The following is a 16,268-nucleotide window of genomic DNA, read 5'->3' on the forward strand; positions in this document are numbered from 1 at the left end:
GAGCGGAAGTTGAGAGGCGCGATCAAGTTGCCGAGCGACAGAAAACGCTGAAGTCGGTTCCCCGCCGTCGGTGGCAAAATGGCAACTCGAACGTAGAGAGTCACACCGCTTCCCTGCAACTTGGAACGGGTTTTGGCTGCCGTGTGCGACTCAAGAGACCTCGATAGAAAGATTGCTTGGTCGAAACGCGAGCACTATATTCATGTTTGCCTAAATGGTCGAAATCAGCGCTACGCAAAACACACCAACCGGCAGGCGGCTGCTCAGGCATTTCATTTTAGCACACACGCCCACCCTAGGCAGAACTTATGAACCACAGCGTTCGACGGCCTTCTTACAGCGGGCCGATCGCCATCGGAGCAGCGATTCTCTGCATTGCCGGGTTACCCCTCGCTGCTGCCGGCGAAGTCATCGACGTCTACGGAAGACTGCCAAATTACTTTGAGGCTTCCGACGACACGGTCGTCAACATGTACGACGGGAGCGATGCCTATTGGTTCGATTTCAATGAATCGAGTCATCTCAATCTATATGGCGGCTGGGCTCGGGGCGAAAACTCTCTCACTGATTACAGCTCCGCGCTAATCCTGGGTGGGGGGGCGGAAAAACTTCGCGCACTGGATGATAGCACTGTGCTGATGCACGGTGGGTTCCTCGGTTCCTTGCAGCTCTACGCAAACGCATCGGCCACGATGACCGGTGGTGGCATTGGAGACCGGCGCGGAGGGGCTTACGAAGGAGTCCTTCGCATGAGTGGTCAGTCGAGAATGACGGTTTCGGGGGGCTCGCTGGGAAGAGTGTACGCAAGCGAAAACGCAGCGCTCAAGCTGGTCGGCGGCGAATTTCGACTTAACGGCCAGCCGGTAGCCGGTCTTGATGTCCCAGGAGCAACGCAACGCTTGCACACGGATGGTGAGGACTTCTCCCTCTCTGGAGTGCTCGAGGATGGTTCTGCTTTCCTGCTGCACTCGACAGACTGGGACTACATCGGCGATGGGGTGGTCACGCTCGAAGCCGCCGAGATTCCGCCTGTGAACGCGGCAGAAATACACCTGCCAGGGTCCGATCCGCCAGATTCTTTGCGCGAAGGGCAGTCACTCACCATCGGCAGCGGGGGGGAACTCGGCGACAACTTCACCGCACTATGGGGCAGCAAGTTGCGGCTACTGGATGGGGGCCTGCTTGGCAGTCATTCCGAGTTTATTGGCAGCGAAGTCGAAGTCACAGGAGGCGCTCTGGGATTCAATCTTCAAGCGTTCGACGGCACGACCGTGTCCATATCTGGCGGTACCATCTCAGGAGACCTGCTCGCGTCCGACGATGTAAAGGTGGCGGTTTCAGGAGGAGTCATTTACCATTCGATTCAAGTGCTCGAAGGCAGCACCCTAACCTTCACTGGGGGAGATTTACGCAGCTATGCCCGAGTTTACCATGGCAGCGAACTGCAACTCCAAGGCGGAAGCATCGGGTCCAACACTCGCATCGCGTATGATTCGCTGGCAAAGCTCACCGGAGGCTCAATCGGCGACCATGCTTCGGTCTACGATTCAAGTCAAATCATCATGTCCGGGGGTACAATTGGCGACCGACTCTACGTAGGTAACGGGGGGACTCTGGAGATGCATGGGGGCTCGATTGGCGACTTTGCCTCCGCAGGGAGCGGCAGCGTTGTCAACGTGCATGGAGGTACAATAGGCGACTCATTTACCATAGGCACCCCCCCGTCGCAGCGCATTGTTGCCGGAGGTCCCTCAGTACAGGAACTGGGCATCGCGGGAACCACCGCCACTCCGATCGCGCTGGTCAACATCTTTGATGGACAGATCGGCGACTCGCTATCACTGCGTCGGGACGGTGTTGCCAACTTGTATGGAGGAGATATTGGTGGCGGAGTCGAAGTGCATCGCTCCGGGGTCCTCAACGTGTACGGTGGCACATTCGCAGGAGAACTCTTGGCCTTCAGTGGGGGCACGGTGAACCTGGTCGGCACCGAATTCATCCTCGATGGAATGGCAATCGACGGATTAACTACCGGAGACCGATTTCAACTGACCGCTCGCGACGCCAACCTTGACGTACGGCTTGCCAACGGAGATTGGCTCAGCCTGCAACTCAACTCGGTCCAGGCCGACGGAGCCGACTTCTTTTCTCCAGATGCCAGCGTTTACCTGATGCTACCCGTTCCTGAACCCTCCTCGTTACTTCTCCTAACGCTCGCTCTCCTAACACTCGGTGCGTCTTGCGGGCACAGCAGGCATCGAACTCGACTGGAGCCACTCTATCTCACAGCGACGCTCACATCGCGGTGGCGAAGGATACAGAATCGATAGAAAGCCACCGTGGTAGGGCATAAGCATTGGTGGCTGTGGGTGAGTCGGTTACAATTGGGCGTGGCAAGCTGTCGCTAACCCCCTGCCCGGAGGATTCACCTGATGAGCCGATTGCACTTGTGCGCTGCGAAGGGATTCTTCCTGGGGTGGTGCTCCGTCATCGCAAGCCTGCCGATGCTGTCGAATTCCGCGGATGCCCAGGAGCTGCGTGCCGGTACTCTGTTTGACTCCTCTCGGTTGCACGAGGTTGAAATCACCCTGCCCGCCGCAGAATGGCAGCAACTCTGCAAGCAAACTCGCTGGCAGGGTGGCTTTGGGGCGATGTTTGCCGCCGATCCCGCGGACAAGCCGTTCACTTACTTCAAGGGCGACATCACGATCGACGGGGTCGCCATTGCCGGCGTGGGCATTCGCAAGAAAGGGTTCTTTGGTTCCCTGGACGAAGTGCGACCTTCGCTCAAGATCAAGTTCGACGAATACACCGATCAGCAGCCGATCGAAGGACTCGACCGGCTGACGCTGAATAACAACAAGCAAGACGCGTCGCAGATGAGCCAACTGCTCGCTTACCGGATTTTCAACGACGCGGGAGTGCCGGCGCCGCGATGCAGTCTGGTGAAGCTGACCGTCAACGGCGAGTACCTGGGGATCTATTCCAACGTCGAGTCGATTCGCAAGCCATTTCTTCAAGATCGCTTTGGCTCACCAGTTGGCAAATTGTACGAGGGCACTGTTGTCGACTTTCACCCGCAGGCGGTCTCCAAACTGGAAGCAAAGAACAAGGACGCGGACGAGGATCGCGACCGGGTCGAGCTATTGGCCGAGTTGCTGGCGACCGAAGGCGACTTGCCCATGGAGCGTGTAAGCGCCATCGTCGATCTCGACCAGTTCTTGAGGTTCTGGGCCGTCGAAAGCCTGATCGGCTTCTGGGATGGGTACACCCAGGATCAGAACAACTACTTTGTTTACGAAGACCCAGCTACCAAGAAGTTCCGCTTCCTCCCCTGGGGAGCGGATGTTTGCTTTACGACCGGCGGTGGCCCCCTGGCCGCCTTTGGTGGCGATGGACATTCCGAGGCCATTTACGCCCAAGCCATCTTGCCGAATCGGCTGTATCGCTCCGCGGAGATGCCAGAACAATACAAACAAACCATGCTGCAGGTGCTCGACGATGCGTGGAACGAAGCGGCGCTGCTGAAAGAGGTGGATCGGATCGAGAAGCTGACCGAGGGACACCTGCACGAAGCCCAGCGGCCATCGAGCCGTTCGGGCAACCACGGTATGCCGGACCTCACGACGGATCGAGTGCGTGAGTTCATCAGCAAGCGTCGCGAGACGATCCTCGCCGAGCTGGAAAGCACCCCCATCGCCATTGCCCAGCAACCGCGCATTCCCATGCACACGGAGGAACTTGGCACCGCGCGCGGATCGTTCGAGACCCGCTGGTCCGAAGGCTTTGGGCCAAGCAACTCCGATAGCGAATTGCAGATCACGCTGAAGCTCGGTGGCCAGGAAGTGGAACTGGCTGACCTGAGTGCTTCGGCACACCTGCTACAGGCGCCCAGCTTTCCCGGCTTCGGAGGCAACGAGCAGCGGACGCCTCCTGCGATGATCGTATTGAAAGGCACCAGAAGCAGCGATGACAAGCCGGTGATGGTCACCTTCATGGTGGACCGCGCAAGCATCAAAGACTTGCCGCAGCAACCGATTCCGGTGTCGGGCACGTTTGTGGAAGGTGCGCCGAGGTTTGGATTCGGCTTCTCTGCTCCGATGCTTTCGGGAGACATCAAGCTGTCGCCGGGCGATACCGAATTGGGCGAGGCAATCGCTGGCGAGTTCGACGTCCGCATCGTAAAGCTTCGCGGCGGTGGAATGGGCGGCCCCCAGGCGCCCCGCTAAACGGCCGATCGGCTGTACCCCCACGCCTGCACGTTGCCGTAGAGCCGCCCGCCTGCTGCGGATTGATCCGGTTGGCGCGACCAGGGCGGCTGCTCTTTTGGCAAGCGGATTGGTCGCGCTCGAGCCATCGCATTCCGCGGCCAGCGAGCCAGCGGTGGCCAGAGTTATTACCCGAATTGCGTAGGGCGATTTTGGCTCGGAACTTGCAATACTCTGCTTTGCAGCTATCCTTCCGCTGCCATCAATACAAGTCCGTCACGATTGCTCGCCAGTCGCTTCACGTTTCGGTCCAGGCGCCATGAACGCACCCGCTCAGAATCTATGTATCGCCGCCCTGCTGCTCCTGCTGGGGTGGACGACTGCCCCTTGGTCGATGGCGCAAGAACCTCCCGATCCGGCTGCCTTGGAGATCGATGCCGATGGACTTGAGATTCGAGGTCTCGTCGTGCTCCGCATTTCCGAGGAGTTGCTCGACCGCATGTTGGCATCGGACATCGATAAGCAGGGCAAGGTCGATATGTGCGTGGTGGGTGTTCGCGCCACGGGTCCCTCGCACACCGTGGGCGTTGCCGATGTAGAGCCAAAGCCGGACCGGGACGACGCCGCCTTCCGCATTACGGTCGAAGGCGAGAGCCACGCGCGGACGAGCGGTCGAAGTGGTCCGGCGATCGTCAACAGCCGCAGCGTTACCACGTGGAAGGTGGATAAGGTGGTTCGATTCGATAAAGGCCGATTCCTTACCGAGCCCGGCACCATTGAAAGTCACACCCGGCTGGGGTCGGCTGGCATTGGGTCGACGCTACCCGGTTTGCGGGGCGAAGTGGTCCGGCGACTCGGCACTCGCAGGGAACTTAAATTGCGTCCAGCCGCCACGCGGAGCGTGAACCGGCAAACCAGCGAGAACATACTGGCCGAAGTCGATGAATCGATTGACGAGAAGGTAGAGAATCTGAACGCCAACATCGAGTCGCGTGCAGTACTCGAGCGCCTGTTGCCATTGCTCGACACGGCCGCCGTGCAGTTGTCGACCAACTCCAAATGCATCCATTTGGCGTTTCAGGGAATGGACGACACGACCGGCATCATTTGTCCGCTCCATCGTCTGGACCCCGCCGAGACAGAGCTGTGGATCAACACTTCGCTGCTGCCCACCCCCATTGCGACAGTGCCCGACCTGCCGAATGGAGCGGCGAAGTGGATTGGCGGGCAGTTGCAGGAACTCGGCCTGCCAGAAATTGCCGTCTCGCCGATCGGCGGGCTGGGTGGAGAAACCTCGCTGACGTTGCATCTGGTGGACGACTGGATCGTGCTACGCACCGAATTGCCAGAGTCGAACGAACCAGTCGGCACGACGGAATAGTACAACGGCGCGGCGTTCTCCTTTTTGCAAACCAACCTACTGCGAGACAGTGATGGTATTCAGCACCTTGTCGCCCCCCTTCAGGTCGAGCAGCACGGCGTCGGTCTTTTCGTCCTCCGAATAGGGGTTCGGATGGCCCACCAGGTAGTAGCGGCCGGGGGGTACGTTCTTGAACACGCATTGGTTTTTCTCGTCGATGGTGGCCGATCCGCCCCACGAGCCAACTTTGTTGCCCCCCTCGGGTTCGAGTTCCACCATGTACTGCTTGGGGACTTCGGTGGTCTCGAAGATGACGATCACCGTTACTTGGGCGGAGCCGGTCATCTCCCAATCGACTGGTTCGCTCGGCACGGTTACCTCGGGAGCCAGCCCGGGACGCACCAGGCCCTCCTTGAACAGACCAACCACCCCTTTACCAGGTGGCACCTCGATGCGGAATGTGCCCTGCGCGTCGGACTTCGCGTCGAACTGATGAGTCGATTCGTACCGGCGACCGCCCTCGGGGGTGATGCCAATCAGGCGGACGTTGACGTCCGCGGCCGGTTTGCCATTGGCGACGACGCGCCCAGCGAACTCGACCGGCTTGGCTAGTCGGCAGGCAAACTCTCGCCACTTCGCACTACCTTCGTGGCTAACATGGCCCACCACGCGGGGCACGTAACCTTCGCTTTCGGCAATCAGGCGATATCGACCATCGGGTACGTTCTTGATGGTCCAGTTGCCATCGTCTTCCGTGTCGACCTCCATGGCTTGGGTGTACTTGTAGCCCCCGGTCTTGGGCGCTTCCATCAACTCCACCACCAACTTGCCGGCGATGGGCTGGTCGGACTCCAGGTCGATCAACTGCCCTTGGCAGACGTAGCCATCTTGCTCGGTGAATCCATGGGCCGAGAGGCGATTGTCGACAACCTCCACCCCCTCGGGCAGCTTCACCTGGTCCCACTCAATGTTGCCACCGGTGTAAATGGTTAGCACCGTGGGTGGCCCCTTCGCGCGATCGGCCGGATCGGTGGGATCGAGCCCAGCCCGCATGCCGGAGAGCTGCTTCCAACTCGCCGCGTCCCAGACCATCAGTTTCCAGTCGCACTGCACTGGCTCTTTTGAACGATCTCGCAGGCGGAGCCAACCACTTGGTGCGGTACCCTCCTCGACCACGATGCGTTTGTTGTCATTGCGGATGTCGCCGAAGATGTCGAGCACTTCGTTCAGCGCTGCGGTATCGCCACGAAACTCGCCGTGGTACTGCCCACCGCCGAACGGTGGTCCTACCCAGTAAGCGATTCGCTGGCGGACGTTAAACGCCTCGGCGGCGCCGACCGGCCAACCAGGGTTGTCGACTGGCTCGTCGCCATCGCTGCCGGTGATCAACGCCACGGCGGGCGCGGTTAATGAACACAAGACGAACGCGGTCGCGAATAGCAGGATGCGCATGAATCGGCTCCGTTACGAGATTTTTCCGCCGCTCGGCGCGAGTATATCACGGCCGCAGCGACCGGTTGTAGACCAATGACGACGCGAAGAGTCGAAAAGTTCCGCGCGATTGCAACTTTTGCAGCCAACCAGGCAATAAAAAGGGCTCGCTTGGCACGCTGCACCTGCCGAGGTTTCACACATCCCAGCCCAGCATGGCCACCAGTGTCAGCCCGTCATGAATCTGCAGGTGACGACGCAGCTCGTGTCGCAACCCCTTGTTCTCCAGGAGAAAGCGAACCAGTAGGTGCGTTTCCTGCTCGTTGAGTTCGCCTTCCACAAACGCACAGCATAGCTCTTCCATCGGGTTCAGCTCCTGGTTGTCGTCGTCCTTCATGGCAAGCCGGCAGTGTAATGCCCCTCCCCCCTGGCGCAGAAGTTGCTGAGAGACCACCTGGGTGTTTACCTGAGTTACTCGTTGGACGTTACTCGACCTTGGCAGGTTTCTTGTTTTTTCGCCAAAATACCTCGCCCCTCCCGCGCCAGCACAGCATCGATAGCGCGCACGCGGCCCCCGAGCTTTACGCGATGCTATGTGGATCTCGAAGTCAAGAAGCGGTGCTGAAACACCGTGTTGCAACGGCCGTTACTCTTCGCCGGTGGAACGGAACTCGAAGTCCTTGTCAGACAACTCTTTGGTGGGCGCACCTTGGTCATTAGACTCTGGTGCAGCACCTTTTTCGGTCTCGGCATTTCCTTCTGGCTCGCTCGGCGCCGGCATTACTTGCTTTGCCTTACGAACCAGCTCGACGAACTCGGCGCGGTCGCCCTCGGGATCGTCGCCCCGGGCGCTGTCGGCAATTTCGGCCACGGCATCATAGGTAGCGTCGCCCTTGTACTGTGAGTCGCGGAGCAGCATGCCAAAGCTGGCCACAGCGGCCGCGAACTGCATGTCGGTGCTGGCTTCGCCGAAGCGGTGACCGCTATCGGTCACTGGCCACTCGAGCTTGCTGCTGGTGTCTTCGTCCGGCTCTTTGTAACGCATCTTCAAGGTCAACAGCTCTTCGGTCTCGGCGGCGTCGGTCAGGCCCGCAGGGTGCTGGTACTTCAGTTCGTCGACATCTGGTTCCTGAAATTCTTCGCCCACCGGAATGATCTCGTACAGGCAGGTCACGGTATGGCCGGCGCCGATTTCGCCGGCGTCCTTGGTGTCGTCGTTGAAGTCCTCGGTCTTGAGCATGCGATTCTCGTAGCCTAACAGGCGATAGCCGAGCACCTTCGCCGGATTGAACTCCACTTGGATCTTCACGTCTTTGGCGATGGTCACCAGCATGCCGGTCATGCCTTTCACGAAGATACGCTCAGCCTCGCGCTGGTCGTCGGCGTAGTAGTAGTTGCCGTTGCCGATGCCGGTGATTTTCTCCATCATCGCATCGTTCAGGTTGCCCCGGCCGAAGCCGATGCAGGAGAGGAATACCTTCGTGTCTTTGGCTTTCTGCTCGACCATCCGCTCCAGCTCGGCGGGGTTGGTCACACCGACGTTGAAGTCGCCATCGGTGCAGAGGATCACGCGGTTGGTGCCGCCGGTGATGAAGTTGTCCTCGGCGATCTGGTAAGCGAGCTGGATACCCGCCCCGCCTGCGGTCGAGCCCCCCGCCTGCAGATTGTCAATCGCGGCCAGGATGGTTTCCTGCTCGGTGCCGGGCGTGCTGGGTAGCGCCAAGCCTTCGCTCGAAGCGTACACCACGATGGCCACACGATCGTTCTCGCCCAACTTCTTGGCGAGTTCCTTCAGGCCATGCCTGACCAGCGGCAGCTTGTCGGCATTGTTCATCGAGCCGGAGACGTCGACCAGGAACACCAGGTTCGATAGGGGCCGCTTCTCGGCGGCTACCTCGCGTCCTTTGATGCCGACGCGAACCAGACGATGGCCTGGCTGCCAGGGACAAGCGGCCGTCTCGACGTGGGCGGCAAAGGGAACCTCGGGCTCATCGGTCTTGGGTCCGAAGGGATCCTTGCGGCGACGCTCGTCCGCCGCGGGGGGATCATAGTTGTAGTCAAAATAGTTGACCAGTTCCTCCAGCCGCACGGCATCCGGCGGGGGAACCTGCCCGCTGCTGAGCATCTGGCGGACGTTGGCGTAACTGGCCGTGTCGACGTCGATCGAAAAAGTGCTGACCGCTTCTTCGCCAATGGCCGGGAGGAACCGATTCTCGTGAATCCGCTCATACTTGTCGCCAGCTGCCCCCGGACCAATGCCCTCGCCATCAGGACTACCTTGCCAATGGTCGTTAGGATTGATCAACCCCTGCAAGCCGATGTTGTTCTCGCCCCGCGGCCACTCCCGCCATGTCGTGCCGAATTGGTAGCCCCAGGCAGCCCTTTGGCCAGCGCGGCGTTGGGATTCGAAAAGAGAACTCAAGTCGCGGTTCCCGAGTTCGCTCATGTAAAAGTCGGCTGACTGTGAGTACTCCTTGGGCAGCGTCTCCCCCGACTTTTGCGCTTCGGAAACCGCGATGCCATAATCGGTCCCACGAAAGTCGGTACGACCATTCGACTCATTCTTCATTTCCGCGTCAGGATAAGCGATCGGAGGCACTTCAATCGCTGGCAAGGATCCCAATTCAACCGAGAAACTCTTCTGTCGCGAAGGCGTGTCGAGGTTGTCAGTAAATTCAAAGGATTCACTACTACCATCCGCTGCTTGATTCTGGCCGGCATTTCCCTGCTGCCCTTCACCGCCGGCAGCGTTCGAGTTCCCTCTACCCCCCAAGGGTGCCGGGCTCGCCGGGGCTTGGCCTTGGCCCTGTTGGGCGGGAGCGCCGCTGGCGGGTGAGTCGATTGTCGCGCCAAATGTCGGCGACTCAGGCAGGCGGCTACGACTGGGGGCCTGCTGCCCCCCGCCCTGCTGTCCGTCGCCTGCTTGTAGTTCGAGCGATCGATTCTCTGGGGCTGCTTCATACCGAAGGAGGCCCCCCCCGAGTTCTTTCTCGCTCCATTCACTCGCATCCTCTGTAGCAAGTGCCCATTGATTCGACTCCGTCGACTCGGGGGCCACCTGCGGCGTTTTGGGCGCCTCGTTCGATGCCAGCCCGTACTGCTCGTTCGCCCGCGAAGCTAATAACATCGCAAGCAAACCGCAGTTCACCACCAGACTGGCGGCCAGCACCCAGGTGCGAACTCCCCATGATCGCGAAGTAGTTGTGGTAGCCATCGTTACGTCTCCTGTCGCGGGTGAATCGGACACGGTAGCGGCCGAGAGAATCTGCGCCGAAAGGTCAGGCGGCGACTCGCCACCCACGCGCTCCTCGAGCGCACGATCGACCAATCGATCGCGCCACTCATCTCGGTTCGGGTTTTGGGGTTCTTGGGACATGGTTACTCACAACAAATAACAGCCCTCGACGGAAGTCGTGGGGCAGCGCAAACCCTCGACTTCCGTCGCGGGCTAAGGAACACTCGTCACTGGCTGGTTAGCTTCCGTTCGATACACTCCCGCAGCGCATCGCGGGTGCGGCGGAGCAGGGTTTTTACGCCCTCGGGTTTGAGGTCCAGGCGGCTCGCGATTTCTTCGCGGCTCAAGCGGTCGGTGTATTGCAGGTCGATGGCGGTGCGGGCGCGGCCCTCGAGGTGCTGGAGGCAGCCATCGAGCGCTTCGAGGTACGGGTCGGCGGGCCCATCGCCCATGGTTTCGGCCCATACTGTTTCGGCCGATTCCAGCTCGACTTCAACGGGCCGCCGGCTCTCTTTGCGGCGGAGCATCAGCAGGCGGCGGCGGGCCGTGGTGCGGAGGTAACTGGCCGTCTGTCGGTCGGACTCGTGGACGAAGTCGGACCGAAAAACGGCAAGAAATGTCTCCTGGACCAGGTCGTCCGCTTCGGCGGTCGTGGCCCCCAGGTACCGGACATAACGCCAGACGGTGGCCTGATGGCGGGTAACCAACAGGGCCATACGGTCGCTGGCGGCGGGTGGTGGTAAGGGGACACTCACGGCGGTCATGCTACCAAAGTGCCGGGGCATCGCCGAAAGGGGTCAGGGAATATGGAGCTTTCGCCGGTCGGCTTTCAGCCACCGGAGGTGCACCATGATGGGGTGGGGAAGAATGGTCAGCAAAATCGTCAGATTCCTGCTGCGGATACCCCGCCTATCGTGGCTTTTACCAGATGATTGCGCATTTCCGACTTACGATTAAGCAAACATTTTCAGCCCAGATCCCCTAACTGCAGGCCCGAGACCATGGCCCCGCAAAAAAAACGCAAACGCATTTACGTCGATCGACACGTGCAGGGCGGCATCGTCGTGCGGTTGGTACTGCTGTGGCTGGCATCGACGGCCCTGGCCGTTGGAGTGTGGTTCGTCATGCAGTTCTTCTCCGATCCAACACTGGGGCTGCGGCACTACCTCAGCGGAGCGGGTAAGACCCTGCTGCCGCTGCTGCTGGCCTTCGCCGTGACACTGCCCATCGCCGTACTGAAGCTGCTGCGGTTCACCCATCGCTTTGCCGGCCCTGTGGTGCGACTGCGGCGGATGATGACCCTGCTGGCCAACGGCCAGGAGGTTCCGACGCTGAAGTTCCGCGACAACGACTACTGGCAAGACCTGGCCGAGGAGTTCAATCGCATCGCCGAGAATCTCAACGAATCGCGCAACCGCATCGCGGAACTGGAAGAACAACTGGAAGTACAACAGAACGCGACGCCGGTCTAACGGCCCGTTGTCGCTCAAGCAATCGCCTATCGCAAAGCCGGAATGATGTCCCCCGCTATACGTCGCCCCCGCTGTCGACACCGTGGTATCGCCACCGTGGAACTCGCTGTGTGCCTGCCCATGCTGGCGCTATTGGTGTTTGGATCGATTCAGGCCAGCAACTTGATTTACGTGAAACACGTGATCACGTCGGCGGCCTACGAGGGAACACTGGAACTGGCCCGCGCGGATGCCACCCCCGACACCGTCATGCTGCGGGTCAACCAGGTGCTCGGCATGCACGACATCGTGAAGACCAACGTCGAGATATCACCGACCGGCAGAATATTCGACAACCTGTCGGCAGGCAGCCCGGTTAGCATTCGCGTGCGGGCTGATGTGCCATCGAACATGACGATCGTCAATTGGTTCCCCTGCCCCGATGCGATCGAGTGCACCGCCGTGGGACCCAAATAGTCAGAAGATAACGCCCTGTCACCCCTCGTCCCCCCCACTCCGTTCATGCGAATTGCACGCCCAACACGCTCTGGTACTGACCGCCGACTTCGCCGCGGTGCCATCCTGCCGCTGGTGGCCCTTTTGCTGCCAGTGCTTATCGTAATGCTTGGCTTCTCGGTCGACCTGGCGTTCATGCAGACGACCCGCGCCGAACTGCGGACCGCCACCGACACCGCGGCCCGGGCTGGCGCCATCACGCTGGCGGAGACCGAAAACCAGCAGGACGCCCGCAAGGCCGCGATGGCCATGGCTCAGCAAAACAGGGTGGCCAACAAGCCCCTGATACTGCGTGAGAGCGACGTGCAGATTGGCCGGTCCGAACGCAACGCCGCCGGCAAATGGGTTTTCGTGAACGGGGGCACGCCCTGGAACTCGGTGCGAGTAACCGGCGATCGGACCGGCACCTCCAGCGGTGGCGGGGTGTCGCTGTTCTTCGGCACGATGTACGGCGTGAAGGATTTTGAACCAACCGTCACGTCCATTTCCACGTTCATGAATGTCGACATCTGCCTGGTGCTCGATCGTTCGGGATCGATGAGAGGGCGAAAGCTCCGGGAGCTGCAAGACGCCGTGGATGTGTTCTTGAATGAACTGGAACAAACCACCTCCGACGAACAGGTGGCGCTCGCCAGCTATTCGTCTTCCGCCTCGCTGGACCGGAATCTATCGACCAACTATGGCCCCGTGCAGAAGAAAGTCGGCCGGTTCGACGCCAATGGACTAACCGCCATTGGCCAGGCCCTGCAGAAAGGCATCGAGGGCGTTACCGGCAAGAACCATCGCAGCCTGTCGGCACCCATCATCGTGCTGATGACCGATGGCAACCACAACCGGGGCATCGAACCCATCGTGCCGGCCAGGGCAGCGGCCAGCCAGGACATTGTGGTGCACACGATCACCTTCGGCAGAGATGCGGATATCAAGCGCATGACCGACGTGGCCGACGAAACCGGCGGCACGCACTACCACGCTTCCAACGGCAGCGAACTGGTCGAGGTATTTCGCACCATCGCCCGAACTCTGCCCACGCAGCTCACCGAATAGTCACCCGCTGGCCCGTCGCACCCGAGTCGCCTTCCTGTTTATCCGCCAACGACAATGAAATCATTCTTGTTGAACCATCGAGTCCGTTTTCGATCGACTGAAGAGCGACGCGGAGCTACCTCCGTGGAGTTCGCGATCTCGTTACCCGTTCTGATGCTGGTGGTGTTCGGCGGTATTGAGTTCAGCCGCGCCAACGTGCTGATCAACACCGCCAAGATGGCTGCCGCCGAAGGGGCTCGGCGCGGTATCGTGCTGGGCACCACGGCCAGCGACATCGAGGCCACCGTCGACAACGAACTGTCGAAGGTCGGCGTTGCCCACGCCGACGTAGTGGTCGACCCTCCGGTGGTGAACGACGACACCAAGGTGGTGACCGTTGGCCTGAGCATTCCGCTCGATGCCCGCAATGGGTACGTCACGCCGCGGTTCTTCCTGGGCAAGAACGTGTGGAAGATCACCTCGATTCCCCGCGAAGCCAAGAACGATGCGCAGATGGAGGACTTGCTGAACGCCGCGTACAACAACATGAAGGGCAAACTCAACGCCAAGGCGAAAGCCGCCCAGAAAGCCCTCGACAACGCCAACACCAATTCGCCTCTGGCCGGCAACTGACGGACGCAGGGAACACCCCCTACACGTTCGCCACGATCTGCTGCCCGGTCTGCCAGGCTTCGCCATCGCGCTCCACGCGGTGGTACAACGTATCGCGTTCAATCGGCTCGCGGCCCGCTTCGCGGATGAGCTGCTGAATGTCGGCCACCGACATGATCTCGGGCGTCTTGGCGCCGGCGTCGTGGTAGATCAACTCATGCCGCACCGTGCCGTCCAGATCGTCGGCTCCGTAAGCGAGCGCCACCTGCGCGGTGCCAACGCCCAGCATAATCCAGTACGCCTTGATGTGCGGGATGTTGTCGAGCATTAACCGGCTAATCGCCATCACGCGGAGGTCCATCAGGCTCGAGGGTTTCTTGATGTTTCGCTCCGCGCCGAGTTTGGTGTTCTCAGGATGGAACGCCAGTGGGATGAAGGTCTGGAAGCCGCCGGTCTCGTCCTGCAGTTCGCGGAGTCGAACCAAGTGGTCGATCCGGTGGTACGGCTGCTCGATGTGGCCATACAGCATGGTGCAGTTGCTCTTCAGGCCCAGTTCGTGCGCGGTGCGGTGCGTTTCGAACCAGCGGCGGCTGTCGGCCTTGTGTTCGCAGATATGGTTGCGGACCTCAGGATGGAAGATCTCTGCTCCGCCGCCCGGCAAACTGCCGAGTCCCGCGTCGATCATGTCTTCCATCACCCAGCGGATATCCTTCTTGGTGAGCCGGCAGAACCAGTCGATCTCAACCGGCGTCCACGCCTTGAGGTGCAGCGTGGGGTACTCGTCGTGCAGCACCGAAACCACCTGGCGGTACCAGTCGTACTTGGCCTGGTGGTGCAGACCACCAACGATGTGCATCTCGGTGCAGCCGTTGTTCATCGCCTCGCGACCGCGAGCCAGCACCTGCTCGTCGTTCATCCAGTACCCCTTGGCCTGCCGCAGGTCGCTGCGGAACGCACAGAAGGTGCAGCGATAGACGCAGATGTTGGTGGGGTTCAGGTGCGTGTTGATGTTGTAGTAGGCCGCGTTGCCATTCTTCCGCTCGCGGACCAGGTTCGCCAACTCGCCGAGCTCCGGCAGCGGCACCTCGGGCGATTCGAGCAGCAATCCATCCTCGGCCGTCAGCCGCTCGCCGGCTTCGACTTTTTCGCGAATGGGTTTCAGAATGGGGGAAGTGGTTTGGAGCATGGGTTCTCGTTTAAGGACTCGATTCGCGTAGGGTGGGTCAAACGGCTCTCAGGCCGCGCGAACCCACCGATTCACTGCGATGGGTCAGTGTCGCTGTCGCTCCTCGACCCATCCTACGATTGGCTACACCACCAACAAATCCAAGCACGTAACCACCAGCAGTCCAATGCTGATCACGGCGTTTACGTGGAAGAAGGCGAGGTTCACGCGGTCAAGGTCGTCGGGCCTGACCAGCCAGTGCTCGTACACCAACAGCCCGGCCACCGCGGCGACGCCCACATAGTATAGCGCACCCAGGGGGGGATAGACCACCGGCAATATTGCCAGCAAAACCACCGTCGCGGCGTGGCAACCCGCGGCCAGACGCAGGGCGCCAGGCACGCCTAGCCGCACGGGTACGCTGTGCAGCTTGGCCTGGCGGTCGAACTCGAAATCCTGGCAGGCGTACAAAATATCGAACCCCGAGACCCACGCCAGCACCGCCCCGCCCAGCACCACTGCGGGCAACAGATCGAGCGGACTCTGCATCACCGCCTCGCCCCGAATGGCAATCCACGCGGCGATGGGACTCATGGCGAGCGACGCGCCCAGCCAGAAATGGGCGAGCGACGTAAACCGCTTGGTCAAACTGTAACCACACAAAAACAGCAGCACCGGCACGCTCAGGTAGAGCGGCAACTTGTTTGGCAGGAAGAGCAGCGTGCTGGCCACGAACCCGGTCGCGCAAACAATGGTGAACGTGGTAACTTGCGTGACACTCAGGATGCCGGCCGGAATGTGCCGGCCTGCAGTGCGGGGATTGCCCGCGTCGATCTTGCGATCCACCAGTCGGTTGAAAGCCATCGCGGCGCTGCGGGCGAAGACCATGCAGAGCAGGATGCCGAGGACTTCCTGCCAGCGGATGGCGTCTGCAAAGGCGGACAGTCGATCCGCAACAGTCGGAGACGAATAACCTTCTGGTTGCGGAAAATGGAACATCACGTTCCCCAGACCCGACGGGACTGGTATGCGGACCGAACCGAACATGATATACGAGTCGTGGTACAACACCGGATCAACAAACGACAACACGCCGCGCAACCACCAAGCCATCACCGCACTCATCAGCGCGAAGGGCAACGCAAACAGCGTGTGGCTGAAGCGGATGAGGGCGAGCAGGTGATTGACGGTCTTTAGCAATGGTGTGCCTTAGGGTGGGCTAATGCGGAGTACGGAATGATGCGCGAGGCGGCTGGAACACGGT

General features: G+C 60.5%; 13 protein-coding genes. 7 read left to right on the forward strand and 6 right to left on the reverse strand.

Translation table 11 applies throughout. The features are described from left to right. Positions 1-308 precede the first annotated feature (308 nt). The 3 genes from NG895_RS17225 (at position 309) to NG895_RS17235 (ending at position 5,589) form a co-directional block, all read left to right on the forward strand. The gene (locus NG895_RS17225; protein ID WP_252853757.1) at positions 309-2,330 is read left to right on the forward strand and encodes a PEP-CTERM sorting domain-containing protein; all 2,022 of its coding nucleotides are present in this window, start codon (positions 309-311) and stop codon (positions 2,328-2,330) included. A 102-nt stretch (positions 2,331-2,432) separates the two neighbouring features. Next, the gene (locus NG895_RS17230) at positions 2,433-4,229 is read left to right on the forward strand and encodes a CotH kinase family protein (RefSeq protein ID WP_252853758.1); all 1,797 of its coding nucleotides are present in this window, start codon (positions 2,433-2,435) and stop codon (positions 4,227-4,229) included. Between the two features lie 298 nt (positions 4,230-4,527). Next, positions 4,528-5,589, forward strand: a complete 1,062-nt coding sequence (locus NG895_RS17235) for a hypothetical protein (RefSeq protein WP_252853759.1) — start codon at positions 4,528-4,530, stop codon at positions 5,587-5,589. A gap of 36 nt (positions 5,590-5,625) precedes the next feature. Here NG895_RS17235 and NG895_RS17240 read toward each other — a convergent pair whose 3' ends face one another. The 4 genes from NG895_RS17240 to NG895_RS17255 all read right to left on the reverse strand — a co-directional run bounded on the left by NG895_RS17240 (position 5,626) and on the right by NG895_RS17255 (position 11,019). Beyond that, positions 5,626-7,020 carry a peptidase associated/transthyretin-like domain-containing protein gene (locus NG895_RS17240; RefSeq protein WP_252853760.1) on the reverse strand — a complete coding sequence of 465 codons (1,395 nt, stop codon included), beginning with the start codon at positions 7,018-7,020 and terminating at the stop codon, positions 5,626-5,628. A 175-nt stretch (positions 7,021-7,195) separates the two neighbouring features. Then, a complete protein-coding gene (locus NG895_RS17245; protein WP_252853761.1) occupies positions 7,196-7,396 on the reverse strand; it encodes a hypothetical protein in 201 nt (66 codons plus the stop codon). Between the two features lie 249 nt (positions 7,397-7,645). Further along, positions 7,646-10,375: a vWA domain-containing protein gene (locus NG895_RS17250; protein ID WP_252853762.1), complete on the reverse strand. Its 2,730-nt coding sequence runs from the start codon at positions 10,373-10,375 to the stop codon at positions 7,646-7,648. Between the two features lie 86 nt (positions 10,376-10,461). After that, positions 10,462-11,019: an RNA polymerase sigma factor gene (locus NG895_RS17255; RefSeq protein ID WP_252853763.1), complete on the reverse strand. Its 558-nt coding sequence runs from the start codon at positions 11,017-11,019 to the stop codon at positions 10,462-10,464. A 216-nt stretch (positions 11,020-11,235) separates the two neighbouring features. Here NG895_RS17255 and NG895_RS17260 point away from each other — a divergent pair, with 216 nt between their 5' ends. The 4 genes from NG895_RS17260 (at position 11,236) to NG895_RS17275 (ending at position 13,860) form a co-directional block, all read left to right on the forward strand. Further along, positions 11,236-11,706, forward strand: a complete 471-nt coding sequence (locus NG895_RS17260) for a hypothetical protein (protein WP_252853764.1) — start codon at positions 11,236-11,238, stop codon at positions 11,704-11,706. A 96-nt stretch (positions 11,707-11,802) separates the two neighbouring features. Further along, on the forward strand, positions 11,803-12,162 hold the full coding sequence (locus tag NG895_RS17265; protein WP_252853765.1) for a TadE family protein: 360 nt from the start codon (positions 11,803-11,805) through the stop codon (positions 12,160-12,162). Positions 12,163-12,207: 45 nt separating this feature from the next. Then, positions 12,208-13,248, forward strand: coding sequence for a vWA domain-containing protein (locus tag NG895_RS17270; protein ID WP_252853766.1), 1,041 nt, complete (start codon positions 12,208-12,210; stop codon positions 13,246-13,248). 54 nt (positions 13,249-13,302) lie between these two features. Beyond that, positions 13,303-13,860: a TadE/TadG family type IV pilus assembly protein gene (locus NG895_RS17275; RefSeq protein WP_252853767.1), complete on the forward strand. Its 558-nt coding sequence runs from the start codon at positions 13,303-13,305 to the stop codon at positions 13,858-13,860. 19 nt (positions 13,861-13,879) lie between these two features. Here the strand turns inward: NG895_RS17275 and mqnE are convergent, their stop codons facing one another. Continuing rightward, positions 13,880-15,025, reverse strand: a complete 1,146-nt coding sequence (mqnE, locus tag NG895_RS17280) for an aminofutalosine synthase MqnE (RefSeq protein ID WP_252853768.1) — start codon at positions 15,023-15,025, stop codon at positions 13,880-13,882. 123 nt (positions 15,026-15,148) lie between these two features. Next, the gene (locus tag NG895_RS17285) at positions 15,149-16,204 is read right to left on the reverse strand and encodes a UbiA-like polyprenyltransferase (RefSeq protein ID WP_252853769.1); all 1,056 of its coding nucleotides are present in this window, start codon (positions 16,202-16,204) and stop codon (positions 15,149-15,151) included. Between the last annotated feature and the right edge of the window lie 64 nt (positions 16,205-16,268).

Source organism: Aeoliella straminimaris (genome assembly GCF_024054565.1).
Taxonomy (GTDB): domain Bacteria; phylum Planctomycetota; class Planctomycetia; order Pirellulales; family Lacipirellulaceae; genus Aeoliella; species Aeoliella straminimaris.

Excerpts from the sequence above, each read along its gene's own strand:
- NG895_RS17270 (WP_252853766.1), top strand. The coding sequence starts at position 12,208 with ATGCGAATTGCACGCCCAACACGCTCTGGTACTGACCGCCGACTTCGC.
- NG895_RS17235 (WP_252853759.1), top strand. The coding sequence starts at position 4,528 with ATGAACGCACCCGCTCAGAATCTATGTATCGCCGCCCTGCTGCTCCTG.
- NG895_RS17240 (WP_252853760.1), bottom strand. The coding sequence starts at position 7,020 with ATGCGCATCCTGCTATTCGCGACCGCGTTCGTCTTGTGTTCATTAACC.
- NG895_RS17250 (WP_252853762.1), bottom strand. The coding sequence starts at position 10,375 with ATGTCCCAAGAACCCCAAAACCCGAACCGAGATGAGTGGCGCGATCGA.
- mqnE (WP_252853768.1), bottom strand. The coding sequence starts at position 15,025 with ATGCTCCAAACCACTTCCCCCATTCTGAAACCCATTCGCGAAAAAGTC.
- NG895_RS17225 (WP_252853757.1), top strand. The coding sequence starts at position 309 with ATGAACCACAGCGTTCGACGGCCTTCTTACAGCGGGCCGATCGCCATC.
- NG895_RS17275 (WP_252853767.1), top strand. The coding sequence starts at position 13,303 with ATGAAATCATTCTTGTTGAACCATCGAGTCCGTTTTCGATCGACTGAA.
- NG895_RS17230 (WP_252853758.1), top strand. The coding sequence starts at position 2,433 with ATGAGCCGATTGCACTTGTGCGCTGCGAAGGGATTCTTCCTGGGGTGG.
- NG895_RS17245 (WP_252853761.1), bottom strand. The coding sequence starts at position 7,396 with ATGAAGGACGACGACAACCAGGAGCTGAACCCGATGGAAGAGCTATGC.
- NG895_RS17260 (WP_252853764.1), top strand. The coding sequence starts at position 11,236 with ATGGCCCCGCAAAAAAAACGCAAACGCATTTACGTCGATCGACACGTG.
- NG895_RS17255 (WP_252853763.1), bottom strand. The coding sequence starts at position 11,019 with ATGCCCCGGCACTTTGGTAGCATGACCGCCGTGAGTGTCCCCTTACCA.